A 26,484-nucleotide genomic window follows, 5' to 3' on the forward strand; every position below is an offset into this window, starting at 1 on the left:
GGTTAGGGGCGCTAGCGCCGGCGTTTGCCGCGTTTCGTATCACGATCGCGAAAGCCGCCGCCGCCGCGGTTTCCTTGGCGGCTCGTGCGCGATTTGCGCCAACCGAGGATCGCTTCGAGCGGATCGCTGAGCACGGTGAAGAGTAAGCCGCCGCTGATCGGCGTGGCTTCGTCCAAGCGCACTTCAACACGCATACCGAGCGGGAAGCGTTGGCCGGTTTGTTCGCCGACGAGCGCGTGCGCGGTTTCATCATGCACCCAGCGTTCGTTGCCGAGCGTGGAGATGGGCGCCAAGCCATCGGCTTGTGTTTCGTCCAAGCGAATAAAGAGCCCGAAGCGGGTGACGCCGGTGACGCGGCCTTCGAATGTGTTGCCGACGCGATCGGCCAGGAAGGCGGAGATATAACGCGCCGTGGCGTCGCGCTCGGCCGCCATCGATTTGCGTTCCATCTCGCTGATGTGCTCGGCGGTTTCGACGTAGCGCTCTTCTTCCTTGTCCGTGGCGCCGTCGTCGCCGAGCTTCAGCGCGCGGATCAAAGCGCGATGGATGGTGACGTCCGCGTAACGGCGGATCGGTGAGGTGAAGTGCGAATAGCGCGCGAGGTTCAGGCCGAAGTGGCCGATATTGTCGGGCGAATACACGGCCTGCGACTGAGTGCGCAACACGACCTCGTTGATGATGTCCTTGTTCGGCGAGGTTTCGGCCAAATGCAGGATGCGATTGAAGCGCGCCGCAGTGACGTTCTGGCCCTTGGTCCAGGACATATCGACGGTGGGTAGGAAGTCCGAAAGCGAAGCGATCTTCTCATCGCTCGGGCGATCGTGGACGCGGAAGATTTGCGGGCGGTTCTTCTGCTCCAGCGTTTCCGCCGCGCAGACATTGGCCTGGATCATGAATTCTTCGATGAGCTTGTGCGCGTCGAAACGCTCGCGCCGCTTCACGCCGGCGACTTTGCCGTCCTTGAAAATGATCTTGTGCTCGGGCGCGTCGATCTCGAGCGGCTGTCGCTTCAAGCGGCCGGCCCACACGCACGCATAGGCTTCCCAGAGCGGCTTCAGGATCGGCTCCAGCAGCGGCTGGGTTTTTTCGTTCGGCTTGCCGTCGATCGCGGCTTGGGCTTGTTCGTAGGAGAGCTTGGCCGCCGAGCGCATCAGGCCGCGGACGAATTTGTGGCGGATCTTTTGGCCATCGCGATTGAAGATCATCTCGACCGCCAAGCACGCGCGCTCTTCGTTCTCGCGCAATGAGCAGAGATCGGCCGAGAGCGATTCCGGCAGCATGGGTGCTACGCGATCCGGGAAGTACGTGGAATTCGACCGCCGCCAGGCGCCGCGATCGAGCGGCGAGCCGGGTTGCACGTAAGCGGCGACGTCGGCGATGGCGACCCAGACGCGCCAGCCGCCTTGGTTCTTCTCGTCCGTATCGGGCGAAGCATAGACGGCGTCGTCGTGATCGCGCGCGTCCTCGGGGTCGATGGTGACGAGCGGCACGTCGCGCAGGTCGGTGCGGCCTTTGAGCGTGGGCTTTTGCGCGGCGTTGGCTTGCGCTTCTTCTTCCGGCGAAAAGCCTTCGGTGATGCCGTGCGTATGCATCGCCAGGATCGAAGCCGCGCGCGGATCGCTTTCACGGCCGATTACGTCTTTGACGATGCCGCGCTTAGGGCCATGTGCGGGGCCGCGCTCAGGCGCGAGTTCGACGAAGACGAGATCGCCGTCCTTTGCGTCGCCGACGTGCTGCGATTCAATGATGAGATCGTGGCGCGCTTTGCGGTCAGCTGGGACGACGCGACCGCCGCCGTACCTCACCACGCGCGGATCTTTGTTGGCACGATAGACGCCGAGGATGCGATGCGCGCTTTGGCCGAGGCGTTTGACGACGCGGGCTTCGAATGCGCCGTCGTCGCCGCGCGCGATGCGAGCGAGCACGCGGTCGCCGATCCCGATCGCCGCTTCACCTTTCATGCGCCGCGCCTCGCCGGGGGCGAGGCGGATCGTCGGCCCGAAATAGCCTTCCGGCCCACGCATGCGCGCGAGCAACTCGCCGTCCGGATCGCGGTCGACAATATCCATCACGCCGGATTCAGGCAGCGCGTTGGCGTCCGCGTAAGACTTACGCCCGGTGCGGCCGAGCGCGCCGCTCTCTTCCAACTCGCGCAGGATGTGGCGGAGCTCTTTCTTCTGCTCGGGCCCAATGCCCAATTCATGCGCGATGTCGCGCTTCTGCGCCTTGCCGCCAGATTTGCGGATCGCCTCAAGCACGCGCTCGCGGGTGAGGGGCTCAGGGAAGTTGGGTGGGCGTTTGGGCATATCAATGATGTCCAGTCGAGAGGTCGACTCTGTCTATGAATAGCAGCGCTTTGAGGCGCGCGAGATTGGCGATTATGGTTGGTGACAATTCGAGCGATGCGTCTGGGCATGCACGGTCGAAATAGAGAGTAATTCGAACCTCTAACTCCGAGTCTCTGGTTCTCAATTCGACAAGCGCATCACCAAGGGCCTGCGTTCGCGCGAGGAGTTGCGAGAGCAAGTCCTCGGCAGGCAGGTCCGCTTCCGTCTCTGTTATGAGGCGCCAACCATGTTTCGGAGGGGCATAGCGTACTGGCGCCTGATCTAAACCACGGATAGCGGTTCCGTCCGGAGGGGCGCGGAGCCGCTCCGTGATTTCGTCCGGCGCGTATTGTTCAGACCAAATCGAAAAGGTAAGCGAGAGAGTCATTGCGGGCAATGTGTCACCTCTCCACCGCGAGGGGGAGATCCGGTCGCTTCGCGACCACCTTCTCCCGCCCATTCGGGAGAAGGAAAGGTTGTGTCACGCCTTCTTCGCAGCTTTCTTAGCCGCTGGCTTTTTCGCGGCGGCTTTCTTGGGGGCTGCCGGCTTCTTCGCCGCCTTCGGCGCAGCGGCCTTCTTCGCAGCAGGCTCCCTCTTCGCCGGCGCTTTCTTTTTCTTTTTGCCGCCGCCGGCTTCGGCGCGGGCGGCTAGGAGAGCGAGCGCTTCGTCAAAGGTGATGTCTTCCGGCTTCTTTTCCTTCGGCACGTTGGCGTTGGTTTCGCCGTCATTGATGTAGGGGCCGTAGCGGCCGCTCAGCACGCGCACCGGCTTGCCGGTGACGGGGCTTTCGCCAAGCTCCTTCAACGGCGCGGGCGCGGCGCGACCGAAGCGGCCTTTGCCGCCGCCGGCTTTCTTCTCTTCGATCAAAGCGACGGCGCGGTTCATTTGAATTTCGTGCACGTCGTCGGCGCCGGGCAGGTTCACATAGAGATTGCCCATTTTGATGTACGGCCCGAAGCGGCCGATATTGGCGACGATCAATTCGTTCTCGCTCGGATGCATGCCGATTTCACGCGGCAGCGATAGCAATTTGATCGCGGTTTCGAGTTCGACGTCCGTTGGCGAACGGCCCTTCGGGACGCTGGCGCGCTTGGGCTTGTCGGGGTCGTTCGGGTTGGGCGTTTCGAAGTACGCGCCGAAGCGGCCGTTCTTCAACACGACCGGGCCGTTGGGCCCTTCGCCGATGATGAGGCCGTCGGACGGAATGGCTTGCTCAGCATCTTCACTGCCGGCGAGCTGGCGCGTGTATTTGCACGGTGGCTCGCCATTGTAGTTCGAGCAGCCGACGAAGGCGCCGAACTTGCCGAGCCGCAGCGAAAGCTGGCCCACGCCGCAGAGCGGGCAGGTGCGCGGATCGGAGCCGTCTTCCTTCGCTGGGAAGATGTGCGGGCCCATCACTTCGTTCAACGTGTCGAGCACTTGGGTGATGCGCAGATCGCCCGTGTCGGCGATGGCGCCGCTGAAGTCTTTCCAGAAGTCGCGCATCAGCGCTTTCCAATTGAGTTCGCCGGCGGAGACTTCGTCGAGCTTCTCTTCAAGGTCGGCGGTGAAATCGTATTCGACATATTTGCCGAAGAAATTTTCGAGGAAGGCGATGACGATGCGGCCGCGATCATCTGGGATGAAGCGGTTCTTATCCATCGTGACGTAATTGCGCTCGCGCAGCTTCTCGAGGATCGCCGCGTAGGTCGAAGGCCGGCCGATGCCGAGTTCTTCGAGCTTTTTGACGAGGCTCGCTTCGGAATAACGCGGCGGCGGCTCGGTGAAGTGCTGGTCGGCCTTCACGTCCTCGACCTTCACGCTCTCGCCTTGCTTCAATTGCGGCAGGCGGCGGTTTTCTTCGTCTTCCTCATCGTCGCGGCCTTCTTGATAGAGCTTCAAGAAGCCGTCGAAGAGGATGACTTGGCCGGTGGCGCGGAGTTCGACTTTGCCGCTCGGTTCAGTGAAATCGACGCTGGTGCGTTCGAGCGAGGCCGCTTCCATCTGAGAGGCGACGGCGCGCTTCCAGATCAGATCATAGAGCTTCGCTTGATCGCCATCGAGGCTGACCTGTTGCGGCGTGTTCGACGGATCAGTCGGGCGGATCGCTTCGTGCGCTTCCTGCGCGTTCTTGATCTTCGATGCGTATTTGCGCGGCTCGGCGGGCACGTAATTGGCGCCCATCTGCTTGCCGATGGCGGTGCGGAGCTCGCGGATCGCGCCTTCGTCCATGCTGACGCCGTCGGTCCGCATGTAGGTAATGTGGCCGGCTTCGTAGAGACGCTGCGCGGTTTGCATCGTGCGCGAGGCGTTGAAGCCGAGCTTGCGCGCGGCTTCTTGCTGCATCGTCGATGTCGTGAACGGCGGCGGCGGATTGCGCTTGGTGGGCTTGGCTTCGACGGCGCTGACGGTGAACTTACCGGCCTTGATCGCATCGCGAGCAGCGAACGCGGTGGCTTGGTTCTCGATGTCGAGGCGCTTCAGTTTCTTGCCTTGGAACGCCGAGAGGCGCGCGCTGAAGCTTTCGCCGCGCGGGCTCTGCAGCGCCGCATCGACGGACCAATATTCCTGCGGCTTGAAGCGCTCGATCTCGACTTCACGATCGACGATGATGCGCAGCGCCACCGATTGCACGCGGCCGGCCGAGCGTGAGCCCGGGAGCTTGCGCCACAGCACAGGCGAGAGGCCGAAGCCGACGAGATAATCGAGCGCGCGGCGGGCGAGGTAGGCGTCCACCAGCTCCATATCGATGTCGCGCGGCGCGGCCATCGCGGCTTGGACGGCGGGCTTGGTAATGGCGTTGAAGGTGACGCGCTTCACCGTCTTGCCCTTCAGCGCCTTCTTTTGATTGAGCGCCTCGAGCACGTGCCAGGAAATGGCTTCGCCTTCGCGATCAGGGTCGGTGGCGAGGATGAGATTGTCGGCGCCCTTGAGGGCGTCGGCGATGTCTTTAACCCGTTGGCGCGACTTGGGATCGATCTCCCAATCCATGGCGAAGTCTTCGTCCGGCTTCACCGAACCGTCCTTTGGGGGGAGGTCGCGGATGTGCCCGTACGAGGCCAGGACCTTATAGTCCGAGCCTAAATACTTGTTGATTGTCTTGGCCTTAGCCGGGGATTCGACGACGACGACGTTCATGTCTGAGGGAGTTCTCGTTGGGCTTTGGGGGCCGAAGCGGGGCCGGAAACTGGGGGCCGCGATACCGGCTGTCAACGCGCCGATATAGGGGCGATCCGTCGCTTATGCCGGGGCGGAGCTAATAAAGCTTTGCCCGTCAGTGGGTTGGCGTCTGCATAAGAAAGCGCTGGTCGATACAATCAGCGGCTGTTATGAACAACCGTAAGTGGTAATTGAGTCGCTTGCCCCATGCCAGATGACAGTGTGAACACCGATCCTGTCCACCCGTCAGAGGTCGCAGCCTATGTCAGTTCATTCGCCGCGGAGCTGGCCGACATGGCGCGCGGGGCAGGGCTAGTGCAGGTCGCCGCGCAGCTCGAGCGGGCGCAACGGGCGGCGTCGTTGTTCATCGAAGGCCGGACGGACGAACCCGTCTAGCTGAAGCTTGCGCTCGCCGAAGCTGCATAGCCGCCAGGTAGCGAGGCTCGCGGCCATTTAATTCCAATTCCGTGAGCGCTGCCGCAACAGCGCCGCTGGGCGCGTCCAACAAACGCGCAAGATCGTTCACGTGCACGGGCGTTGGCGAAAGCAGGTCGAGGATTTGCTTTTGTAGTTTCGTCGATGGCGGTGGCGCTTCTATGGCGTCCTCGAACAATGGCCCTGCGGAGAGCGGGCGCGATGGTGTTGTTTCACCGAGGGCTGCGATCACGTCTTCGGCGCTTTCAATCAAAGTTGCGCCTTGCTTGATGAGCGCGTTCGAGCCGCGAGCGCGCGTGTCGAGCGGTGAACCGGGCACGGCCATCACATCGCGCCCCTGATCGGCGGCGGCGCGTGCGGTGATGAGCGAGCCCGAGCGCAACGCCGCTTCAATCACGACCACGCCGCGCGACACGCCGGAGATGATTGCGTTGCGGCGCGGGAAGTCGCGCGCACGCGCGATTGTACCGAGCGGCGCTTCGGCGATCACGGCGCCGCGCTCGCAGATGGCTTCGTGCAGTTTGAGGTTCTGCGGCGGGTACGGGTGATCGAGCCCACCCGCCAGCACCGCGACGGCGCCGGAGGCGAGTGCGCCCTTGTGTGCAGCGGCATCAATGCCGCGCGCGAGACCGGAAACGACGGTGAAGCCAGCGGCGCCAAGATCGACGGCGAGGCGCTCGGTGAACATGAGCGCGGCGGCTGAGCCCTCGCGTGACCCGACGAGCGCGATGGTGGGTTTCTTCAGCCACGTCGCATCGCCGCGAATGGCGATAGGTGGCGGTGGCGCGTCGAGCTGTGCGAGCAGCGGCGGGTAATCGGGCTCACACGAGGCGACCAAGCGCGCGTTGAGCTTTTCGACGCCGTCGAGTTCGCGTTCGATTCCATCGACGCGCGGCGGTGCGAGGTCGGGAGATGCGCGGCAACGCGTCTAGCCCAGCGCTTGCGGTTTTGAAGCGCGCGAGCAGGCGGTGGAAGGTGAGTGCGCCGACTCTTTGTGTGCGCGCCAGTCGCGCCCCAGCGATCCGGGCGCGATAGCGTGCGGTTCATTCCGCGCTGGGTTCAGGGTTTGGCGCGGGCGCTGGCGGGGGCGCTTCGGCAACGACTGGCGCTGCCGCTTCTTCCTCCTTCTTTGCGCCGATCTTTGGTTCTGTGCCGGCGCGCAGGCGCGCGATGTTGGCTGCATGACGCCAGAAGATGAGTGCTGCGAGCACGAACGCGAAGAGCGTCTCCCACCATTGGTATCCCGCGATCAACGACATGATCGGCGCAATGGCGGCGGCGCAAAGTGCGGCGAGCGACGAATAGCGGAAGATCGTCGCGGTCGCGAGCCAGGTGATGCCAGCGACGATGCCAAGCGGCCAGATGCCCGCGAACAACACGCCGAAGAATGTCGCGACGCCTTTGCCGCCTTTGAATTGCAGCCAGACCGGGAAGCAATGGCCAATGAACGCAGCGCCGCCGGCGACGAGGCCGATCTGCATTTGCGGTTCGTCATGGATGCCGGCCAAGCCAGCGAATGCGCGCGCGAGCAGTAGAGCGATCGCGGCCTTACCGGCGTCGAGCAGCAATGTGGCGAGCGCGATGTCCTTACGGCCGGTGCGGAGCACATTGGTCGCGCCGATATTGCCGGAGCCGACATTGCGTATGTCGCCCAGGCCCGCAGCCTTGGTCAGCACAAGCCCGAACGGAATCGAGCCAAGGAGATAGCCGCCCGCAGCGGCAAGTATGAAAGCGAACACCAGCACCCTGAGGTCTCTAACAGGCGCGACGCGATCTGTGGAGAGGGGGAGTTTGTGTGTTAGCTACCGCGGCAAGTTACTGGGGCGGCGCGGCCGACTTCCCATTGGCCGTTGGCGCCGCCGCCGCGGAAGCCGTAGCGACCGTTTGAATAATAGCTGTCGCCCGCGCGCGGCAGCACCATCGCCGGGCCGCCGATGATGGCGACGCGGGCGCTATTGGTTTCGACATCGACCATGAGTTGGGTGCCGTCGCTGCAACGATACGCGATCGGGCCATCGACCGGGATCGGCGGCGGCGTGCCATTGGGGCCGGGGTCGCCAGGGCCGATCGGCGGAGACGAAGCGCACGCAGCCAAGCCAAGCATCAAAGCGCTCAACACCAATACGCGCATGTTTGCCTCCTTAAGCGGTGAACACCGTCTTGCCGGCGATAAAGGTCGTTTCGACGATGCCTTGCAGCAGCTTTTCGTCGAAGGGCGAGTTCTTCGATTTAGAGCGGAGATGGTCTGCGTCGAGTTTGTAGGGCGCGCCGGTATCGATGAGGATGAGATCGGCGGGCGCGCCTTTGGTGAGGCGGCCTTGTGGCAGTTTGAGGATTTCGGCCGGGCGCAACGTCATCGCGCGGATGATGGTGTTGAGCGAAGCATCGCCCTTGTGGTGCAGCGTGAGCGCGCCAGCGAGCAGCGTTTCAAGGCCGACGGCGCCGAAGGCGGCTTCTTCGTAGGGCAAGCGCTTTTCTTCGGCGGGAAGTGGGTTGTGGCCGGAGACGATGACGTCGATGAGGCCAGAGCCGATGGCGTCGACCAGCGCTTTGCGATCGTCTTCGCTGCGCAAAGGTGGGCTGAGTTTGGCGAAGGAGCGATAGCCGTCGACGTCGTTTTCGTTCAGCACGAGATGGTGGACGTTGACGGAGGCGACGGCCTTCACGGCTTTGTCCTTCGCGCGTTTCAGCGCGGGCAACGTGCGTGCGGCGGAGATCATGTCGAGCAACAGACGCCCGCCAGTTACTTCGGCAAGTGTGAGATCGCGCTCGGCCATGATGCTTTCGGCGATGTCGGGAATGCCGGGCAGACCCAAGCGCGCAGCGAGTTCGCCCGCGTGCATAACGCCGCCTTCGGCGAGGTATTGATCCTCGGGGCGATTGGCGACGAGCGCGTCGAACGCGGTGGCGTAGGAGAGCGCACGGCGTAGCACGCGGCTGGAGACGATGGGCTTGTCGCCATTGGAGAAGAGCACGGCGCCGGCTTCGGCCATGAGGCCGATCTCGGTCATGAGTTCGCCGTCGAGATGCTTGGTGAGTGCGGCGGCTGGGAGAATGTGCACGCCGCCGGAGCGATCGACGCCGCGGCGGAGCACGAAATCGACCAAGCTTTGATCGTCGATGACCGGTGTTGTGTTGGGCGTCATAACCATTGTGGTGACGCCGCCAGCGGCTGCGGCGCGGCCGGCGGATTTGAAGGTCTCTTTGTGCTCGGCGCCCGGCTCGCCGATAGTGACGCGCATATCGATGAGGCCAGGCGCTAAGTGCGCGCCGTCTGCGTCGATGATGGTGGCGCCGTCGGGCGCGCTGGCGACATTACCGACATCGAGGATGGTGTCGGCGAAAAGAATGGCGCCGTCTTCGACCTTGCTCTTGGCGGGATCGATCAGGCGCGCGTTTTTGATGAGGGTGGGTTTGGTGCTCACGACTTCTTCAGCGCCACGTTGAGAGTTGTCGAGAACGCGATGGCGATGATGAAGGGCACCCAGATCGGCAGCGTGCCGAGGCCGGGCGCGTTGAGCGCTTGGGCCAGATGATCATCGACCGCCCACCACAAGAGAAAGAGCCACATCAGCGCGTCTCCTGATTGGAGCCAGGTTCGGCCAAAGCTTCGAGCACGGCCATGCGTACGGCTACACCCATGCGCACTTGCGTTTCGATCAGCGAGATTTTTGGATCGTCGGCGACGATCGAGTCGATCTCGACGCCGCGATTCATAGGGCCGGGGTGCATGACGAGGGCGCCGGGCTTGGCGAATTTGAGTTTGTCTTCGTCGAGGCCGTAGAACCAGAAGAATTCGCGCGCGCTCGGGAAGAAGCCGCCATCCATGCGCTCGCGCTGCACGCGCAGCATCATGACGACATCGGCGTCCTTAATGCCGGCGCGCATGTCGTGATGCACGGTCGCGCCCCAACGCTCGGCGCCGGTGGGCATAAGCGTCGGCGGGCCGACGAGTCGGACGTTTGCGCCGAGGATGTTGAGCAGCGCCACGTTGGAGCGGGCGACACGGCTGTGCAGCACGTCGCCGCAAATGGCGATGTTCAAGCCTTCGATCTTGCCGAGGCGTTGGCGGATGGTGAAGGCGTCGAGCAAAGCTTGTGTTGGATGTTCGTGCTTGCCGTCGCCGGCATTGATCACGGCGCAATCGACTTTGCGTGCGAGCAATGCGGCAGCACCCGAAGAGCCGTGCCGCACGACGAGCAGATCCGGACGCATCGCGTTGAGCGTGGCCGCCGTGTCGATCAGCGTCTCGCCCTTGGCGACGCTGGAGCTCTTCACGCTCATGTTGACGACGTCGGCGCCCATGCGCTTGCCGGCGAGTTCGAACGAGCTTTGCGTGCGCGTGGAATTTTCGAAGAAGAGATTGATCAGCGTGCGGCCGCGCAGCGTGTCGAGTTTTTTGACTTTCTGTTCGAGCAGCGGCTCGAACGTCTCGGCGCGATCGAGGAGTTGTTCGGCTTCGAAACGATTGAGGTCGCCGATCGCCAATAGATGCTTAGAGCGGAAACGGGCGGGGCTTGCGCTTGCTTCGGATGTTTTCACGCCAGTCGGTCGCTGAGCCATGCGCGCTTGTTAAGCCGTGTGGCGGACTCGGAGCAAGCGTGGCGAAGCCATGACAAACAATTTCGTTTCAGCCCTATTGCCGCCTTCGACTCCGGCTTGTATCCGTTTTGTTCTCATTTCGAGACCGGGCAGGGTTTAGGGCTGAGAGAAGGAAGCGTGTGATGAGCAAATCGCACCAAAATCGCGGTGAAAGCATGCCTCTGCGGCCGGTTGGGCTGGCTTTGGCGGCTGTGGTGGCCGGACTTGGCGCAGGCCAAGCGCAGGCTGTGGATAACGTGGCGCGTGCGCCGCTTGAGCCGATGACGCAGGCGAACACGTACGTGGTCGATCCGACGAACCATCCGGGGTTCGAGGAGGATGCGAGCATGGTGGTGGGGCGGAGTACGCCGGTGGCGCCGTTTCGGGAGTGATGCTGGTTTGATGCTCCCCCGTTTACGGGGGAGCTGTCGCGAAGCGAGTGAGGGGGCGAGAAGGCGCTTACATTTTGGCGGACTTTCCCCCTCCGCTTCGCTGCGCTCAGCACCTCCCCGCGGAGCGGGGAGGATGAGAGTCAGGGCATCGCTAAGCCGATAGCGATCGGCATGGTGATGAAGGAGACGATCGTGGAGGCGGTGATGATGGCGGCCATGAGTTGGGCGTCGCCGCCCATTTCGCGCGCAAGCGTGTAGCCGGCGGCGGCTGTCGGCGTGGAGCCGATGCCGACCGCGACAGCGGTGGCGAGCGGGCTCGCGCCGGTGAGCATGCATGCGGCCCATACTAAAGTTGGCGCCAGGAAGAGCCGCATGCCGCAGGCGGTTGCGACTTTCGCGGCTGAAGCGCGCAGCGCGCCGAAATCCAGGCCTGCGCCGACGCACATCAGCGCGATCGGCATCGCCGCTTGACCAAGCAAGCTCAGTGCATCGCTGGCGGAACTCAGATCGTGAATGCCGGCGAAATTTGTGACGAGACCGAATGCACAGGCGATGATCAGCGGATTGGCGATGATCTGGTCGAGCACCGCGCGCATCGAAGTCGCGCGCGCCGCGCCCCAGCGCGCCAGTACGGCGACGCAGATAATGTTGAGGATCAGCACGAGCGGCCCGAAGGCAAGGCCGATGAGTTCGGGGCCTTCGGGGCCGTAGAGTGCGGGGGCTGCTGCTAGAAGTGCAAAACCATTCCAGCGCAAACTGCCTTGAAACACGCTCGTGTAGGCTGGGCCGTCGCCGCGAAAGATGAGTCGCAAACCAAGCGCCAGCGCGGCGAGCGCAAGAAAGCCGCCGAGCACTCCGCCGAGAAAAGGCAGCGTGTCGCTGCTGGAGAAATCCGCGCCCGAGATCAGTGTGAACAGAAACGCCGGGTAGAGCACGAAATAGCCGAAGCGATTGACCATGCCGAATTGCTCAGACGTGGCGATGCGCCCCGCGCGCACGGCCCAGCCGAGGGCGATGAGGATGAAAGTTGGTATGAGTGCGCCGAAGACGTCGCTCACGTGCGGCGCTCCTGCATGGCGTCCAGCGCGCCTTGGAGCATGTAGGCGGCGGCCATTTTGTCGACGACCTCGCCGCGGCGTCGGCGCGAGGCGTCGCCTTCGATCAAAGTGCGGGTGACGGCGGCGGTGGAGAGGCGCTCGTCCCAGAGCAGAAGCGGGACGTCGCGCTTGGCCAGCATGTTTCGGGCGAAGGCGCGCGCGGCTTGCGCCGAGGGGCCGCTCGTGCCGTCCATGTTCAAAGGAAGCCCGATGACGAAGCCGGCGCATTGGCGCGCGTCGTAGAGTTTAAGGATGGCGTCCGCGTCGGCGGCGAATTTGCTGCGGGCGATGGTGTCGAGCGACGAGGCGATCAAAAGCGTAGTGTCGCTGACGGCGACGCCGATACGCTTCTGGCCAGGGTCCAGCCCCATGATGGCCGCGCGTGGCGGTAAGGCGGCGGCAAAGGCGGGGAGGTCGAGAAGGGGCAAAGCGGCGTTTGTATGGACCGCCGGCGTCTCGCCGGCCAGCGGAGGCGTAGGCCGGCGAGACGCCAGCGGTCCATAGGCGCCGGTGTTGTTTTTGACGGCTGTGGGCGTGTCGTGGCGCCTAGCGCCGGGGCGCGCCCTTGAACCCTGCGGCGGGCGGCTTTAAGCCCCGGCGCATGTCTATCGATGAAAAAACAGTCCGTAAGGTCGCCAAGCTGGCGCGGCTGGCGTTGCCCGAGGATCGCGTCGCGCCGATGGCGGCGGAGCTCAATGGCATCATGGCCTGGATCGAGCAGCTCAACGAGGTCGACGTCGAGGGCGTCGAACCGATGACCAGCGCGGTCGAGGGCTTGAGTCTGCCGATGCGCGATGACGTGGTGACGGCCGGGAACGATCCGGGGAAGGTGCTGAAGAACGCGCCGAAGAGCGAAGACGGCTTCTTCGTGGTGCCGAAGGTGGTGGAATGAGCTTCACCATCGCCACCGAAACGCCGCTCTCGGATGACGTGCGGGCGTTGGTGCAGGCGTTGAATGAATTCACCTACGAGCTGACGCCGGCTGAATTCCGTCATCACATGACGGTCGAGCAGATGGCGCAGGCGGATACGACTTTGTTCGTTGCGCGAGATGGAAGCGGAGCCACTTTGGGCATGGGTGCGTTGCGCCGGCATGACGGCGTGGGCGAAGTGAAGCGCATGTTCGTGAAGCCGAGCGCGCGTGGTTTGGGCGTGGGCGGCGCGATCCTCGAACGCATCGAAGCGCTGGCGCGACAGGAAGGCCTGTCGCGCGTGGTGCTGGAAACCGGTTCTAATTTTGATGCGGCCAAGCGCGTCTATGAGCGCGGCGGATTTCGGCCTTGCGAGCCCGTGCTCGATTATCCGCCAAGCGCCTGGACGGCGTTCTACGCGAAGTCGCTTTAAGTTTTGTGTGTGATTGAATGACTGATCTGACCTCCCTCACTTTGGCCGCAGCACTTGATGGCATGGAGAAGAAGCAATTCTCCTCCGTCGAGCTGACCGAGGCGTTCATTGGCGCGATCGATAAGGCCAATCCGCATCTGAATGCGTATGTGGTGACGACGCCGGATTTGGCGCGCGCGCGTGCGAAAGAATCCGATGCGAAGCGCGCGGCGGGCAAAGCTGGGCCGCTTGAGGGCGCGCCGCTGGGCATCAAGGATTTGTTTTGCACCGAAGGCGTGCGCACGACGGCGTGTTCGGGCGTGCTCGGTGAATTCACGCCGACCTATGAATCGACGGTGACGGAAAATCTCTTCCGCGACGGCGCGCTGATGTTGGGCAAGCTCAACATGGACGAATTCGCGATGGGCTCGTCGAACGAGACGTCGAAGTTTGGTCCGGTGGTGTCGCCTTGGCGGCGCGGCAATGAAGACGCGAAGCTGACGCCGGGTGGTTCGTCGGGCGGTTCGGCCTCCGCTGTGAGCGCTGATTTGTGCTTGGGCGCGACCGCGACCGATACGGGTGGTTCGATCCGTCAGCCTGCGGCGTTTACGGGTACAGTTGGGATTAAGCCGACGTACGGGCGTTGCTCGCGCTGGGGCATTGTCGCGTTCGCGTCGTCGCTCGATCAAGCGGGGCCGATCGCCAAGACGGTCGAGGATAGCGCGATCCTGCTGCAATCGATGGCGGGGCATGATCCGAAGGATTCGACATCGCTGCCGGTTGAGACGCCGAATTTCCGTGCCGCGTGTCAGCGTTCGATCAAGGGCATGACGATCGGCGTGCCGGAGGAATATCGCGTCGATGGCATGCCCCCGGAGATCGAAGCTTTGTGGCGGCAAGGCATCGAGTGGGCGAAGGATGCGGGCGCCGTGATCAAGCCGATCTCGCTGAAGCACACGAAGTACGCGCTGCCGACCTATTATATCGTGGCGCCGGCGGAAGCGTCGTCGAACCTCGCGCGCTATGACGGCATGCGCTACGGCGCGCGCGTCGCGGGCAAGGATCTGAATAGCGTGTACGAGAACACGCGCGCGTCGGGCTTCGGCAAGGAAGTGCAGCGGCGGATTTTGATTGGCACATATGTGCTGAGCGCCGGCTATTACGATGCGTATTATCTGCGCGCGCAGAAGGTGCGTCAGCGCATTGCGCAGGATTTCCGCGATGCGTTCGAGAGCGTGGATGCGATCCTGACGCCAGCGACGCCGTCGGCGGCGTTTGCGCTTGGCGAAAAGAGCGCTGATCCGGTGGCGATGTATTTGAACGACATCTTCACGGTGACGGCGAATTTGGCGGGTTTGCCCGGCTTGGCTTTGCCAGCGGCGACCGATGCGAACGGCTTGCCGCTCGGCCTGCAAGTGATCGGAAAGGCGCTCGACGAAGAGAGCGTGTTTGCCGTGAGTGCGGCGCTGGAGAAGGCGGCGAACTTCCGCGCCAAGCCGGCGAAATGGTGGGCGTGATGCGCGCGGTGCTTTTGGCTTTTGTTGTGTTGGCGGCGAGCGCTTTCGCGACGCCAAGCTACGCGCAGCAAGCGCAGAATCTGAGCGGCGTGTGGCTTGGACGTGAAGTGGAAGAGCCGCGCGTGAGCGACGGCTATTTCCGGGCTGAGTTGAGGCAGGATGAAGCTGGGCGCCTTCGTGGCGCTGGCGTTGTCGATCCATGTCCGCGTTGCGCGGGCTACATGGCGTATGATCTCAGCTGGGAAGGTCACGTGAAGGGCGACACGCTGACCTTAACGGGTACGCCGGCGCGCGGGCGTGGCAGGCACAGTGTCGTGCGTTTCGTGGGGCGTGCTGCGGGCGATGGTTTCGAAGGCGTGCTGAGCGGGCTGCCGCGTGGCCACGGGATGGTGATGGTCGTGGCGCGTGCACCCGACGTTGCGGAAACGGAACGCCCCGAATCCCGCTAGCGTCGCGTTATGGCCAAACGCAAAGTATCTGCTTCGAGACCGGAACGTCGTCCGCGCGGCGAGATCGATCGCAATTTTTTCTTTGGCGACGTCTTCATCAAGACGGGTGTCGCGACAGCAGTCGCGATCGGTCTGATCACGCTCTACACGCCGTTCACGTTGATGGACGCCATCCATGACGGCATGTGGGATTACCTTGCAGTGATGGGCGTGTTCGGCACGCTGGGCATGGCCTGCTTTCTGTTCGGCCGCCACCTGCGCCGCCAAGCCACGCATTGGGATTTCGACTAGTTTAGACGCTTCCGGCGCTTGACCTTCCGCGCCCGAGAGCCGAGTTTCCCGGCTTCCAAAATTAGGAGCCGGTCGTGAACCAGGCGGAAGTGACGCGCCTCGGCGCCTATTTGAGCAGAGTTCTGGGTTCGCCGACGGCGTCGGTGAAAGCGCGCGGTGGTGAAGAGGCTGACGTGCTGATTTCCGGCGCTGTTGTCGCCGAACTCATCAAGGATACGGACGAGGGTGAGACGTCGTATTCGATCAGCTTGGCGTTGCCGCGTGCGGCGGGCGCCAAGAAGAATGCGCCGATCGATGATGCCGAACGCGCGCGTCTGCAAGGCGTGCTGCGTGAAAAGCTGAAATCAGCCGACATGCAAGTGCGCGCGCGGCCGCGGAAAACGGATTCGGCTGAAGTGTATGTCGGTGAGGAATTCATCGGCACATTGTCCGCGGACGAGGACGAGGGCTATTTCCTCACGATGTCGATTTTGGACATCGATCTCGAAGACGAGGAATGAGAGTGGCGCTCGCTAAAAGGCGTCCTTGGACGTCTTCACAATCCACGCATCTGCCAGGCGGCGGAAGCCGGCTTGGTCGATCTCTTCGGCGCGTGCGGTGGGGGTGATGTCGGCCGCGCGAAGCAAGTCTTCGGCGTCAGGCGTGAGTGAACGCAACGCGGCGCGGAGCATTTTGCGGCGTTGGCCGAATGCGGCGCCCGTCACGCGTTCGAGCGCGTCGAGATGCGGATAGGGATCGGCGAGGTCTGTAAGGCGGACGATTGCCGAAGCGATCTTAGGCGGCGGCGTGAACGCGCGCGCGGGCACGGTGAATTCGAGACGGCAATGGCAGCGCGCTTGCGCGAGCACGGCGAGGCGCCCGTACGCATCGCTGCCGGGTTTGGCGACGATGCGTTGAGCGACTTCTTTCTGGAACATGAGAGTCATGTCGCCGCGCCATGCGCCGGCTTTGAGCCATTTCACAAGCAGAGGCGTGCCGACATTGTAGGGGAGATTGGAGACCACGCTTGCGCACGCACCCCTCCCACTCGCTTCGCTCGCGACCTCCCCCGCTAGCGTGGGAGAAGCCAGCAGCGTCGCTTCTTCGACGTTGAGCGCGTCGCCTTGAACGATTTGGAGTTTGCCTTCGCTCCATTCGATCAAGGGTTCCAGCAACGGGGCGAAGCGGGGGTCTTTTTCGATAACGATCAGCGGATCGGCGCCGGCTTCGAGCAGGGCGCGCGTGAGGCCGCCGGGGCCGGGCCCGATTTCTATCACAGGCTTGCCGACGATGTCGCCCGCTGTCTTGGCGATGCGGCGCGTGATGTTGAGGTCGAGCAGGAAGTGCTGGCCGAGGCCCTTATTGGCCCACAAGCCATGCGCTTCAAGTTCGCCGCGCAATGTCGGCAGATCGTCGGCGTTCATGATTGCGCGCGCCGCTCGGCCATTTGCCACGCCATCTGCAATGCTGCGCGGAAGCTATCTGCGCGCGCGATGCCTTTGCCTGCAATGTCGAAGCCGGTGCCGTGATCGGGCGAGGTGCGGATGATGGGCAGGCCGAGCGACACGTTCACGCCGTCCCAGAAATGCAGCGTCTTGATCGGGATGAGGCCCTGGTCGTGATAGAGCGCGATGACCGCGTCGTAGCTTTTGCGCGCTTCTTCGTGGAAGAGCGCGTCTGCTGAGCGGGCGTTGCTGATGTCGACGCCCTCACCGCGGAGTTGTTCGGCGGCGGGGTTAATGATCTCGATTTCCTCGCGGCCGATATGGCCGTCTTCACCAGCGTGCGGATTCAGTCCGCAGAGTGCGATGCGTGGCGAGGCAATGCCGAAATCGCGGCGCAGCGCTTCAGCGACGACACGCGCGGTGTGCGTGATCTGATCGCGAGTGAGCGCGGCCGGCACGTCTTTCAGCGGCGTGTGGATGGTGGCGAGCGCGACTTTGAGTGAGGCGCCCGCGAGCATCATCACCGGGCCGCGCGTGTGCACCCACGCATCGTTGGCGGTGAGATGCGCGACGAACTCAGTGTGCCCCGGGAAGCCGAAATCGGCCGTGTGCAGAACAGATTTCGCGATCGGCAGCGTGACGAGCCCACTTGCGACGCCCGCGCGTGCGGCCGCTACACCGCTCTCGATGGCGGCGATGGTGGCGTTGGCGTTGACCGGATCCGGCTCGCCGGGCGTTTCCTCGATCGCGATGGATGTTTGCAGAACGCAGAGCGCGTCACCTGCGTCGGCGTCAGCCGCGTCCGCAATGACGCGAAGTGCGGGTTTCGGCACTCCAAGGCGCGCGCTTGCACGCTCAAACGCGCCAGCGTCGCCCACCAGGAAGAAGGGCGGCGCGCCTTGGCGCTCGGCCCACACCCGCGCGGCCAGTTCGAGGCCGATCCCCGCGGGATCGCCCATCGAAACGGCGAGTGGCTTCATGAGATTATTGCCGGGTGATGATCGTCGCTTCGCGGCGCAGGTTGCGCAGGTAGCGATCGGCCAACATCGTCAGCTCTTGTTCGCGCAGGCGTGCGGAAATTTCTTCACGGCTCGGCATGCCCGCGCCGCCGGTCTCGCGCGCGCAGACGATGATGATATTCACTTGATCGCCATCGATGACGATCGGCGAAGCGCGGCCGCTCTGGACGCTCGCTACGCGATCGCGGATCGCCGGCGACAGCTCGGATTCTTGCGTTTGGCCAAGGTCGAGGAGCGTCGCGCCTTCGACGGTAGCGACCTCGCGCTCCAAATTGCCGCAACCGTCGATGCGGCGTTGAACGCGCTCAAGCGCGTTCTGGCGAGCCGCGGGTGCAGTGATCTGGCGAAGTGCGGCAATCGTTGTCGCGCCTGTTGGCGCGCCGGCGCGCCGGTCGCGCATGGCGATGATGTAAACACCGTTCTGCGTACGCACGGGCAGTGAAACTTGCCCTTGTTGTAGTCGTTCTGCAATCGGCTGCAGTTCCGGGGCCAATTCGGGTGCTGCGATCCAGCCGATGTCGCCGCCGGCTGCCGCCGATGGCGATTGCGAGAATTGACGCGCAACCATTGGGAACGGCGCGCCGCGTTGCATCTGCTCGAGCAGGCGCATCGCGCCTTGTTCCATTTCGGCGAACTCGGCTTCGGTCTCCGCCGGCAAAAAAATCTCTGAGAGTTGATATTGCGGACGGGTGGCGTTGGCGGCGATGCGCTGCTGGGTCTCCGTCACCTCGACTTGAGATACGCGCACGCGCGAGCCGTACATGCCCGACATCAAACGCTGCCAAGCCATGTCCGCCTGGATTTGCGCGCGTAGTGTGGTGATCGATACGCCGGCCTGCGCGAGCTGCTGAACAAAGCCGTCGAGCGTGGTTTCATTCTGCTGAGCGATATCGGCGAGGCGGCGATCAATTTGGTTCGCATCGATGGTGACCTCAAAGCGCGCGGCTTCTTCGATCTGCAGGCTCTCGTCGATCAGATCGCGCAGCGCTTGGGCGCGGGCGCGTTGCTGCAATTCCGGTGTCGATTGTACGCCGGCGGAAACGAGCAGCAGGTTCGCGCGCTGACGCACGTCGAAGGTGGAGATTACGCGGTCGTTGACGATAGCCGCGACGCCTTCTGCGTTCTGGGCGGTCGCAACAGGAACAGTCGCGCAAAGCGCCGCAGCCAGAGCCGCCGCAGCCGATACGTGCTTCCAGTTCATACTCAATTCGCTCCGCCTCAGCTTCCGCCTAGGACGCCCAGCGAGCGCAATCCGATCCGGATTTGCACGCCCTCGTCTGGGCCGATGGTCCCGCGCTGGGTTTCCGTGCGGGTGTAGGAAATCTCGAAGAACGTGCAATCGTCCTCGTAAATTGCGCGGATGTCCTGACGCAGATTTATGTCTGAATCTAGGTCGCGGGTCAGGCCTGCCTGCATTCTCCAACCGCGGGCGAGATCCATCCCGACTTCGCCTGAGACTTCGCGGCTGGGGTCGGTCGGGTCGAGCAGGAGCGTCTCGTCCGTTTCGTAATAGCGCACCGCACCATAGAATCGACCTACGGCGCCGCGAACGCGGGCGTCCACGCGCTGCACTTCCAAGGTCTCGTCTTCGAGACGAATGCGGCCTTCGGCGGCGAAATTCCGGCCAAGATCGACTTGGCCTGCGGCGACCCAATCTGAGGTCTCGCTGGCGAGGTTGTTGGCTTCGGTAAAGCCGGGCGCTTGTTCCTCGCGCCAACGGCGGCCGACGATAATCGAGGCGCTTTCGCCAGTGTGGGCGCGGGCGGTGGCGCGGACGCCGACGCTGACGCGCGGACCGGGCTCCCAGAGGTCGTAATTGGGCGCAGCATTCGGGCGGAAGAGGTTGGTGTCGTCCAATTCGAAGGCGAGGCTGTCTTCGTTGACGATGCGCGGATCATCGGCGTCTTCGCTGGCGATGGCGGCCATGACAACAGGCTCGACGATCATGTCGAAGCGTTCGCCGGGGCGCATGAACGGCCAGCTGATTTCAGCGCCGGCCAAGCCCAGGCCGCGCGTGAAGGTCTCGTATTCGTCTGCTGAGGTCTCGACGGAGAACACATCCCCGCGCGCTTCCGCGAACGGGCTGAACACCATGCCCGGGCCGAAGATGGCGTCTCGGCGCCAGCTGGCGCCGAGCGACAAGCGTCCGTCATTGCCGCGGAACGGCCCTACGCCGTCATCGTCGCGACGTAGAGCGGCGAGGTTGGCGTTCAGACGAATTTGGCCGTCGAAGATCGGGTCTTGGAGCACGTGCTCGGTCTGCGCGTATGGCAGGATGAGCGGCAGCAATTCGGAATTGTCGTCCTCGCGCAGGCCTTGGAAGTTCACGAACGCGATGGAGCTGTAGAAATTGCGGTCCTGACCGATGGCATAGACTTGCGAAATCAGGCGTGTATCGCGGCCGATATAGGGGCCGCGGCGTTCGCCGGCGCCGTCGATGTCGTAGCGACGAAGATATTCGTCGTCATAGGCGTTCTCGACGCCGAAACCCCACATCCAATCTTCGTTGACGCGGAATTCGCCGTTGGCGAACACGCTGTAGCGGAAGAGGTCTTCGCCGAAGCGTTCGCCGTTGCCGTTGAAGAGTTCTTCTTGTGTGAACGTGGTGTCGATCGAGAGATCGCCGGACCAGAAGCGCTGGCGATAATCGAGGCCGGCGAGTGGATTGACGTTGCCATGCAGACGCAACGTCGCCGTCAAATCCTGCGAGTCTGAGATCGCCCAATAATAAGGCTGACTATAGAAAGTGCCAAGGCGGCGGTTGCGGCCGATGTTTGGTGGCAAGAAGCCCGACGCACGACCGACGCTCGGGTCCGGGTGCGCGATGAACGGCAGATAGAGCACCGGGATGCCGACGACTTCGAGTACGGCGCCTTGGTAAGAGATCGTGCGTGTGTCGCGGTTCTGCACGGCGCGACGGGCGCGCAGGCTCCAGGTCGGCGGTTGATCGCCGGTCTCGCAGACGGGGCAGCTTGTATAGATGACGTGCTGAAGTTCGCTGGCGCCTTCGCCGCGGCGGATGGCTGCGCGTGCGGCGAGTGTGGAACCTTCGCCCAAGCGCGCGCGCAATTCGTTGGCGGCGCCGACATTCATCGCTTCGTCGGCTTCGACCGCGTCGGCGTAGGTGACCGAGCCGTCCTCGAGCACGATCTGCACGTTGCCGATGGCGCGGATCACGCCGGTGTCGAGGTTGTAAACGAGTTGGTCGGCGCGCAGCGTGCGGCCTTGGTAGCGGACCTGGACATCGCCCTGGGCAGTGACGGTGCGCGCGGCATCGTCGTTCAGGACTTCGTCGGCCTCAAGCAGGACGTTTTCGCTGGGGGCGGCGGTGACGGGGTCGGTGGACGGGGTCTGCGCGATGGCGACCGTGCTGACGCTCATGGCCAGCGCCGCCGCAAGCGCGGCGAGCCCGAACGGCGCGCGCTCGGCCGATCTGTAGGCCATCTCCCCCGAACGGCGCATCCGCATCCCTCTAGTGCGACTCCCCGAACTACCTAGCCGGCCCCGGCGCAGGGCGTCCAGCGCCCGACGCCGCTCTGGCGAACCGTTTCGCTGCCGTGTGGCGCCTTAGCCGTCTTCCATGAAGGCGACCATCGCCAGGGCGACGAACATGCCGGCAACAGGCGGGCTCCAGGCGGCCACGGCGGCTGGGACCGATTGGGTCAGCGCAAAAGCGCCAGCGAGCTGGCCATAGAAGAAGAGGAAGAGGCCCGTCCCCACCCCTGCCGCGCCCCAGCGGGCCATGTTCCCAAGGCGCTGGAGTTGCAGCGAGAAGGCCGCACCGAGGCCCGCCATCACCGCAAGCAGCAGTGGATAAGCCAGGAGGCTCTGCCATTTCAGTTCGTAACGCGTGGGCGCGAAGCCGGCTACGCGGGCGTCATGGATGAAGCTCGGCAGCGCCCAGAACGAAAGCGTCGCCGGCGTGACGAAGCGATTGATCAGCTCGGCGGAGTCGAGGGTGGTCGGGATCGCCAAATGCGCAGCCGGCACCGGGCGAGCGCCTGGGGTGGCTTCGACCAAATCTGTGAGCTGCCAGAAGCCAGGGCGAAGCTCTGCGGTCGCGGCGCGGATGCGGCGGGTGAAGCGCAGGGCCTCAGAGCGGTTTTCGAAGAAGATGAAAGTGACGCCCTGCAGCACTGTGCCGCTGTCGTCGACGCCTTCAGCGTGGATGACGACTTGGCCTTCGCGATCGCCTTGGCGAATCCAGACGCCGTTGGTGCCGGAGCGGAAATTCTGCGCCTGCATTGCGGTGTCGCGGCCGGTTTCAAATTCTTGATAGAGCCGCGCGCCGAGCGGATTGAGCGCGGTGACGGTGATCAAGCCGATGACGATGCCGACGAGCGCGGCGGGCATGAGGAAGCGCCATGCCGAAACGCCGGCCGCGCGCATAGCGACGAGTTCGCTGGAGCGGTTGAGGCCGATGATGGCCATCATCGTGCCGGCGAGAATGATGAAGGGCAGCGTCTGCTCGATCAGCATCGGCGTTTTGAGTAGCGTCAGGTGCAGTGCTTCGGGAATGCTGAGCTCGGTGCGATTGCCGACCGTACGCATCTGCTCGACCATGTCGATGAGCAGGATGGCTGCGAGCACGGCGAACATGACCACGCCGACGCCGGAGAAGATGCGGCGCGTCACGTAACCGCCGAGGCGCGAGAACAAGAAGCTCATGCTGCGTTCTCCGAGAGCACGGAGGGGCCAATCGAGTGGCGTTTCTTGCGTGAACCTTTGCCATTCAGCATGCCGCTGGCGATCAGGATGACGAGCAGCGGCATAGCGTATTGCAGTACGTTGAGTTCGGGGTCGTCAGCGCCGGCCGATTGCAGACCGAGCGACAAAAGCCGGATAAACAAGGCGATCCCGGAAGCGATCGCGATGCGGCGTCCGTAACCGCCGCGACGGAAATCGCCGACCAGCACGCCGGCCAGCGCCACGAAGGCCAGTGCAATGTTCAGCAGCGGTGACGAAAGCCGTGCGTGCGCTTCAGCGGCGAAAGAGTCGGTGTTGTTCTGGTCGTAGTGCGCGGTGCGATCCGGGAAGAAGAGTTCGTAGAGCGTGCGATCCGAGGGCTTCAGATAGAAGAGGTCGGGTTCGTCCATCACCTCGCCCATCTGCAAAACATAGCGATCGAAATCGAGCACATCGACCGTGCCGTCTTCGGATTGACGCTGCACCTGGCCGTCGCGCAGCACCATGGCGGGGCGGCCTTCGAGCGTGACGATCGCGCCGGCGCGCGCGGTGTAGGTGATCGGAAATTCCTGGCGCGCGTCATTGATGAGCACGTCGCGCAACTCGCCGCTGCCGCCGCGCTCGCGGGCGTAGAGCGTGAGATCTTCGCTGGGATAGGTGAAGGCGCCTTCTTCGATTAGGCTTGACGCGATGTCGGTGCGCAAATCGTAGAGCACTTCGCGCCGTTCCGCGAACGCTAGCGGCTGGATGATGACGTTGATCGCGAGGTGCACGAGCGCGGCGAGCACCGCGAGTTGAATGATCGGGCGCGCGATGCGCTGCCGCGAAACGCCTGCGCCATACATGACCGCGATCTCGCTGTCGGTCTGCATCCGGTTCACGGAATAGATGACGGCAATGAATACCGCGATCGGCAGGATGAGCGAGATGAGCTGCGGCAACGCGAGCACCACGACCCAAGCGAAGGCGAGGCCCGCGCGGCGGTTGGTGACGATGATGTCGAGCTGGTTCAGGCCCTGAGTCAGAATGGCGATCGCCGCCAGCGCGCCGAGGATGGCGAGCAGCGGGCCCAGGGCTTGGCGGAAAACATAGGCCGAGAAGGTGTTCATGCCGCTCCCTGGGACCGGGCGTCGCCCGGCTGACGTTCTGCTTCCCTAGCCGCGCCGGCCAGCTTTTCAATTGCTTCGGGCATGGCTACCACTGCGCCGACCGAGGTTGAAGCGGGGCCGTGGGCTCCATCGACCCCCGACATCTTCCCCAGGGGACTTTATGGACATCCGATTTGTGACCGCCGGGAGCGGCGAGGTTGTGGCGGTTATGGCGGCCGAGGGCGGCGAACTCTTAGCGGCCGGCAAGGCGCTGGATAGCGCCAGCGGCGGTCGTATCGCCAAGGCAATGAAGGCGGCGGGCTTCAAGGGCGGCGCGGGCCAGTTGGTCGACGTGCTGGCGCCGGATGGTGTGGATTTCGCGCGCGTGCTGGTGATCGGCGTCGGCAAGGCCGAAGCGGCGGACGGCATGGGCGTCGAGCGCTGGGCTGGGCACGCGGTGAAGCGCACGCTGACAGCTGTGGAGAAATTAGTGCTGCAGCCGGACGCGCTGCCGAGCGTGGCGATCGCGGAAGCGGGCGCACATGCCGCGATGGGCGCGCGCCTCGCCTCCTACCGCTTCGACACCTACCGCACCAAGTTGAAGCCGGATCAGAAGCCGGCGCTGAAGGCCGTGGAAATCGTGTTGGAGCACACGGCCGCCGCCAAGGCGCGTGCGGAAGTGGATTCCGCGATCGTGAACGGCGTGTTCTTCGCGCGCGATCTCGTGAGCGAGCCCCCGAACGTGCTCTATCCGGAAAGCTTCGCCGAACGCTTGCGCGATCTGGAGACGATCGGCGTCGAGGTCGAAATTCTTGAACCGGTGGCGATGGAAAAGCTGGGCATGGGCGCGCTTTTGGGCGTGGCGCAGGGCTCGGCGCGTCCGGCGCGGCTGGTGGCGATGAAGTGGAATGGCTCTTCGGTGAAGAAGCAAAAGCCGTTCGCCATCGTCGGCAAGGGTGTCACGTTCGATACTGGCGGCATTTCGTTGAAGCCGGGCGCCGGCATGGACGAAATGAAGGGCGACATGGGCGGCGCTGCTGCTGTTGCCGGCGCCATGAAAGCGATCGCGCTGCGAAAGGCGAAAGCCAACGTCGTCGGCATCGTCGCGCTCGTTGAGAATATGCCAGGCTCGAACGCGCAGCGTCCGGGCGACATCGTCAGCACGATGTCGGGCCAAACCATCGAAGTGCTGAACACCGACGCTGAAGGCCGCCTGATCCTCGCCGACGCGGTTTGGTACGCACAGGACAAATATGAGCCAGTGGCGCTCGTCGATTTGGCGACCTTGACGGGCGCCGTGATCGTGGCGTTGGGGCACGAGCACGCAGGCATGTGTTCGAACGATGAAGATCTGGCGCACGCGATCACGAGCGCGGCCACTGCTGAGGGCGAGCCGGTGTGGCGCCTGCCGCTCAACGCCGCTTACGATAAGCTGATCGATACGCCGAACGCCGACATGAAGAACATCGCCGGCAAGCCGGTGGCGGGTTCAATCATCGGCGCGCAATTCATTAAGCGCTTCATCAAGGACGACACGCCTTGGGCGCACCTCGATATCGCCGGTACGGCGACGAAGGCCGGCCCCTACGATGACCCGCTCTCCCCCGCATGGGCGACGGGCTATGGCGTGCGTTTGCTGAACCGCTTGATCGCCAATAAATACGAGGATTGATGGCGCATCGGATCGACATCCGACTCGGCGACTTTGATGGGGATGCGCATCACAAGGTGCGCAACTTCATCGAAGACGTTTGGCTTGGACTCGAACAGCGCGGTTGGTCGCAGTGGCAAGAGTTCGATCACCGCGTGAATCCCGGTGCGGTGTTTGGCTTCGAGTTCCCGGCGCGGGCGTCGCACGACGCGGTGACATTTGTGCAGGAAAAAATTGCGCGGCATTTCATGCAGACGCCTGCGACGTTTGAGCATGTGAAGCGGGCGCGTGTTGATGGCTGAACTTTGGTTCTACCATCTGGAGCGCTCGGAGCTTGCGCGGGCGTTGGCGCCGTTGTTGGAGAAGTCGCTCCAACGCGGCTGGCGGGCGCTGGTGCGCGGCGGTTCGCCAGAGCGGCTCGATGAGCTCGATACGGTGCTGTGGACGTATCGCGATGACAGCTTCTTGCCGCATGCGCGCGAGGGCGATCCCAAACGCCAGCCGGTGTGGCTGACGAGCGAGGGCGGCAATCCGAACGGCGCGCAGGTCTTGTTCCTGCTCGATGGCGCTGAGCCCGGCGACATCTCAGGCTTCGAGCGCGCCTGCCTCATGTTTGACGGGCGCGACGAGGCTGCCTTGGAATTGGCCAGATCGCGCTGGAAGCAGGCCAAAGCAGACGGAATCGTCGCCTCGTATTGGCGCGAAAGCGCGGGCGGCAAATGGGAGAAGCAGGCATGATGCGTTTGGTGATCGCTGGATTGGTGTTGCTGGCGGCGGCCTGCTCGTCGCAACCGCAGACCTATCGCGACCTCGAACGCGTCGCCCACGAACAGCAGCGCGAAGCCATCAGCCGGCCGCCGCCGGATACGTGCCAGATGGCGGCGCATCGCGATTTGATTGGCCGCGAGGGCGCCTCGATCGACCAGAGCACGTTGCCGGCTGGCGCACGTGTGATTTGCTACAATTGCCCGGTCACGCTGGATTACAGCGCAGAGCGCCTCAATGTTGATCTCGGGGCGGACGGCAAAGTCGCGCGCCTGCATTGCGGCTAAGCGGCAAAGACAA

Annotated in this window: 30 protein-coding genes; 12 read left to right on the top strand and 18 right to left on the bottom strand. The window is 63.7% G+C overall.

All coding sequences use genetic code 11. The features are described from left to right. Positions 1-11: 11 nt before the first annotated feature. The 3 genes from rnr to topA are packed head-to-tail and all read right to left on the bottom strand — an operon-like array spanning position 12 to position 5,445. On the bottom strand, positions 12-2,306 hold the full coding sequence (rnr, locus tag EPJ54_RS01465; RefSeq protein WP_135209895.1) for a ribonuclease R: 2,295 nt from the start codon (positions 2,304-2,306) through the stop codon (positions 12-14). 1 nt (position 2,307) lies between these two features. Beyond that, positions 2,308-2,787 (bottom strand): DUF4279 domain-containing protein, encoded by a 480-nt coding sequence (locus EPJ54_RS20350; RefSeq protein WP_135209896.1) that lies wholly within the window; start codon positions 2,785-2,787, stop codon positions 2,308-2,310. 21 nt (positions 2,788-2,808) lie between these two features. Next, positions 2,809-5,445, bottom strand: coding sequence for a type I DNA topoisomerase (topA, locus tag EPJ54_RS01475; RefSeq protein ID WP_135209897.1), 2,637 nt, complete (start codon positions 5,443-5,445; stop codon positions 2,809-2,811). Positions 5,446-5,673: 228 nt separating this feature from the next. Here topA and EPJ54_RS01480 point away from each other — a divergent pair, with 228 nt between their 5' ends. Then, positions 5,674-5,862 (top strand): hypothetical protein, encoded by a 189-nt coding sequence (locus tag EPJ54_RS01480; protein ID WP_135209898.1) that lies wholly within the window; start codon positions 5,674-5,676, stop codon positions 5,860-5,862. On the opposite strand, the gene dprA is transcribed toward EPJ54_RS01480, so the two are convergent. From dprA to EPJ54_RS01505, 7 genes are read right to left on the bottom strand one after another with little or no spacing between them, the layout of a single operon-like run. Beyond that, on the bottom strand, positions 5,831-6,739 hold the full coding sequence (gene dprA, locus EPJ54_RS01485) for a DNA-processing protein DprA (protein WP_239590709.1): 909 nt from the start codon (positions 6,737-6,739) through the stop codon (positions 5,831-5,833). The two genes, EPJ54_RS01480 and dprA, sit on opposite strands and share 32 nt — an antisense overlap. Next, a complete protein-coding gene (locus tag EPJ54_RS20355) occupies positions 6,723-6,923 on the bottom strand; it encodes a hypothetical protein (RefSeq protein WP_420823029.1) in 201 nt (66 codons plus the stop codon). The genes dprA and EPJ54_RS20355 overlap by 17 nt, the downstream gene beginning before the upstream one ends. Before the next feature lie 21 nt (positions 6,924-6,944). Continuing rightward, entirely contained in the window at positions 6,945-7,646 is a 702-nt protein-coding gene (gene plsY, locus EPJ54_RS01490; RefSeq protein ID WP_135209899.1) for a glycerol-3-phosphate 1-O-acyltransferase PlsY, read from the bottom strand. A gap of 53 nt (positions 7,647-7,699) precedes the next feature. Then, complete coding sequence (locus EPJ54_RS01495; protein ID WP_135209900.1) at positions 7,700-8,032, bottom strand: hypothetical protein; 333 nt, start codon at positions 8,030-8,032, stop codon at positions 7,700-7,702. Positions 8,033-8,042: 10 nt separating this feature from the next. Further along, the gene (gene pyrC / locus EPJ54_RS01500) at positions 8,043-9,326 is read right to left on the bottom strand and encodes a dihydroorotase (RefSeq protein WP_135209901.1); all 1,284 of its coding nucleotides are present in this window, start codon (positions 9,324-9,326) and stop codon (positions 8,043-8,045) included. Continuing rightward, on the bottom strand, positions 9,323-9,472 hold the full coding sequence (locus tag EPJ54_RS19670) for a hypothetical protein (RefSeq protein WP_167755524.1): 150 nt from the start codon (positions 9,470-9,472) through the stop codon (positions 9,323-9,325). The genes pyrC and EPJ54_RS19670 overlap by 4 nt, the downstream gene beginning before the upstream one ends. Beyond that, complete coding sequence (locus EPJ54_RS01505; RefSeq protein ID WP_135209902.1) at positions 9,472-10,464, bottom strand: aspartate carbamoyltransferase catalytic subunit; 993 nt, start codon at positions 10,462-10,464, stop codon at positions 9,472-9,474. The genes EPJ54_RS19670 and EPJ54_RS01505 overlap by 1 nt, the downstream gene beginning before the upstream one ends. Positions 10,465-10,625: 161 nt before the next feature. Between EPJ54_RS01505 and EPJ54_RS01510 the strand changes: the two genes are divergently transcribed. Then, positions 10,626-10,874: a hypothetical protein gene (locus EPJ54_RS01510; protein WP_135209903.1), complete on the top strand. Its 249-nt coding sequence runs from the start codon at positions 10,626-10,628 to the stop codon at positions 10,872-10,874. Positions 10,875-11,014: 140 nt separating this feature from the next. Here the strand turns inward: EPJ54_RS01510 and EPJ54_RS01515 are convergent, their stop codons facing one another. Then, positions 11,015-11,932, bottom strand: coding sequence for an AEC family transporter (locus EPJ54_RS01515; protein WP_135209904.1), 918 nt, complete (start codon positions 11,930-11,932; stop codon positions 11,015-11,017). Then, complete coding sequence (gene ruvX, locus EPJ54_RS01520) at positions 11,929-12,399, bottom strand: Holliday junction resolvase RuvX (RefSeq protein ID WP_135209905.1); 471 nt, start codon at positions 12,397-12,399, stop codon at positions 11,929-11,931. The genes EPJ54_RS01515 and ruvX overlap by 4 nt, the downstream gene beginning before the upstream one ends. A gap of 173 nt (positions 12,400-12,572) precedes the next feature. Between ruvX and gatC the strand changes: the two genes are divergently transcribed. The 6 genes from gatC to EPJ54_RS01550 all read left to right on the top strand — a co-directional run bounded on the left by gatC (position 12,573) and on the right by EPJ54_RS01550 (position 16,051). Next, positions 12,573-12,863 (top strand): Asp-tRNA(Asn)/Glu-tRNA(Gln) amidotransferase subunit GatC, encoded by a 291-nt coding sequence (gene gatC, locus EPJ54_RS01525; protein WP_135209906.1) that lies wholly within the window; start codon positions 12,573-12,575, stop codon positions 12,861-12,863. Beyond that, positions 12,860-13,315: a GNAT family N-acetyltransferase gene (locus EPJ54_RS01530; protein ID WP_135209907.1), complete on the top strand. Its 456-nt coding sequence runs from the start codon at positions 12,860-12,862 to the stop codon at positions 13,313-13,315. The genes gatC and EPJ54_RS01530 overlap by 4 nt, the downstream gene beginning before the upstream one ends. Before the next feature lie 17 nt (positions 13,316-13,332). Continuing rightward, complete coding sequence (gene gatA, locus EPJ54_RS01535; RefSeq protein ID WP_135209908.1) at positions 13,333-14,811, top strand: Asp-tRNA(Asn)/Glu-tRNA(Gln) amidotransferase subunit GatA; 1,479 nt, start codon at positions 13,333-13,335, stop codon at positions 14,809-14,811. Further along, positions 14,811-15,260, top strand: coding sequence for a hypothetical protein (locus tag EPJ54_RS01540; RefSeq protein WP_135209909.1), 450 nt, complete (start codon positions 14,811-14,813; stop codon positions 15,258-15,260). The genes gatA and EPJ54_RS01540 overlap by 1 nt, the downstream gene beginning before the upstream one ends. Before the next feature lie 9 nt (positions 15,261-15,269). Further along, entirely contained in the window at positions 15,270-15,551 is a 282-nt protein-coding gene (locus tag EPJ54_RS01545) for a hypothetical protein (protein ID WP_135209910.1), read from the top strand. A gap of 74 nt (positions 15,552-15,625) precedes the next feature. Further along, a complete protein-coding gene (locus EPJ54_RS01550) occupies positions 15,626-16,051 on the top strand; it encodes a DUF3126 family protein (RefSeq protein WP_135209911.1) in 426 nt (141 codons plus the stop codon). A 12-nt stretch (positions 16,052-16,063) separates the two neighbouring features. Here the strand turns inward: EPJ54_RS01550 and rsmA are convergent, their stop codons facing one another. The 6 genes from rsmA to EPJ54_RS01580 all read right to left on the bottom strand — a co-directional run bounded on the left by rsmA (position 16,064) and on the right by EPJ54_RS01580 (position 23,789). Further along, positions 16,064-16,954, bottom strand: a complete 891-nt coding sequence (rsmA, locus tag EPJ54_RS01555; protein ID WP_135209912.1) for a 16S rRNA (adenine(1518)-N(6)/adenine(1519)-N(6))-dimethyltransferase RsmA — start codon at positions 16,952-16,954, stop codon at positions 16,064-16,066. Beyond that, entirely contained in the window at positions 16,951-17,955 is a 1,005-nt protein-coding gene (gene pdxA / locus EPJ54_RS01560; protein ID WP_135209913.1) for a 4-hydroxythreonine-4-phosphate dehydrogenase PdxA, read from the bottom strand. The genes rsmA and pdxA overlap by 4 nt, the downstream gene beginning before the upstream one ends. Before the next feature lie 4 nt (positions 17,956-17,959). Next, positions 17,960-19,195 carry a peptidylprolyl isomerase gene (locus EPJ54_RS01565; protein ID WP_135209914.1) on the bottom strand — a complete coding sequence of 412 codons (1,236 nt, stop codon included), beginning with the start codon at positions 19,193-19,195 and terminating at the stop codon, positions 17,960-17,962. Positions 19,196-19,212: 17 nt separating this feature from the next. Further along, positions 19,213-21,456 (bottom strand): LPS-assembly protein LptD, encoded by a 2,244-nt coding sequence (locus EPJ54_RS01570; protein WP_167755525.1) that lies wholly within the window; start codon positions 21,454-21,456, stop codon positions 19,213-19,215. A gap of 105 nt (positions 21,457-21,561) precedes the next feature. Further along, positions 21,562-22,662, bottom strand: a complete 1,101-nt coding sequence (gene lptG, locus EPJ54_RS01575) for an LPS export ABC transporter permease LptG (RefSeq protein WP_135209916.1) — start codon at positions 22,660-22,662, stop codon at positions 21,562-21,564. Then, complete coding sequence (locus EPJ54_RS01580; RefSeq protein WP_135209917.1) at positions 22,659-23,789, bottom strand: LptF/LptG family permease; 1,131 nt, start codon at positions 23,787-23,789, stop codon at positions 22,659-22,661. Before EPJ54_RS01580 ends, lptG begins: the two co-directional genes overlap by 4 nt. Before the next feature lie 160 nt (positions 23,790-23,949). On the opposite strand from EPJ54_RS01580, the gene EPJ54_RS01585 reads away from it, so the two are divergent. The 4 genes from EPJ54_RS01585 to EPJ54_RS01600 are packed head-to-tail and all read left to right on the top strand — an operon-like array spanning position 23,950 to position 26,471. Further along, the gene (locus EPJ54_RS01585) at positions 23,950-25,440 is read left to right on the top strand and encodes a leucyl aminopeptidase (protein ID WP_135209918.1); all 1,491 of its coding nucleotides are present in this window, start codon (positions 23,950-23,952) and stop codon (positions 25,438-25,440) included. Then, positions 25,440-25,721 carry a hypothetical protein gene (locus EPJ54_RS01590; protein ID WP_135209919.1) on the top strand — a complete coding sequence of 94 codons (282 nt, stop codon included), beginning with the start codon at positions 25,440-25,442 and terminating at the stop codon, positions 25,719-25,721. The genes EPJ54_RS01585 and EPJ54_RS01590 overlap by 1 nt, the downstream gene beginning before the upstream one ends. Further along, positions 25,714-26,157 (top strand): DNA polymerase III subunit chi, encoded by a 444-nt coding sequence (locus EPJ54_RS01595; RefSeq protein WP_135209920.1) that lies wholly within the window; start codon positions 25,714-25,716, stop codon positions 26,155-26,157. The genes EPJ54_RS01590 and EPJ54_RS01595 overlap by 8 nt, the downstream gene beginning before the upstream one ends. After that, positions 26,154-26,471: an I78 family peptidase inhibitor gene (locus EPJ54_RS01600; protein ID WP_167755526.1), complete on the top strand. Its 318-nt coding sequence runs from the start codon at positions 26,154-26,156 to the stop codon at positions 26,469-26,471. Before EPJ54_RS01595 ends, EPJ54_RS01600 begins: the two co-directional genes overlap by 4 nt. Positions 26,472-26,484 lie beyond the last annotated feature (13 nt).

The organism is Vitreimonas flagellata, from assembly GCF_004634425.1.
GTDB lineage: Bacteria > Pseudomonadota > Alphaproteobacteria > Caulobacterales > Aquidulcibacteraceae > Vitreimonas > Vitreimonas flagellata.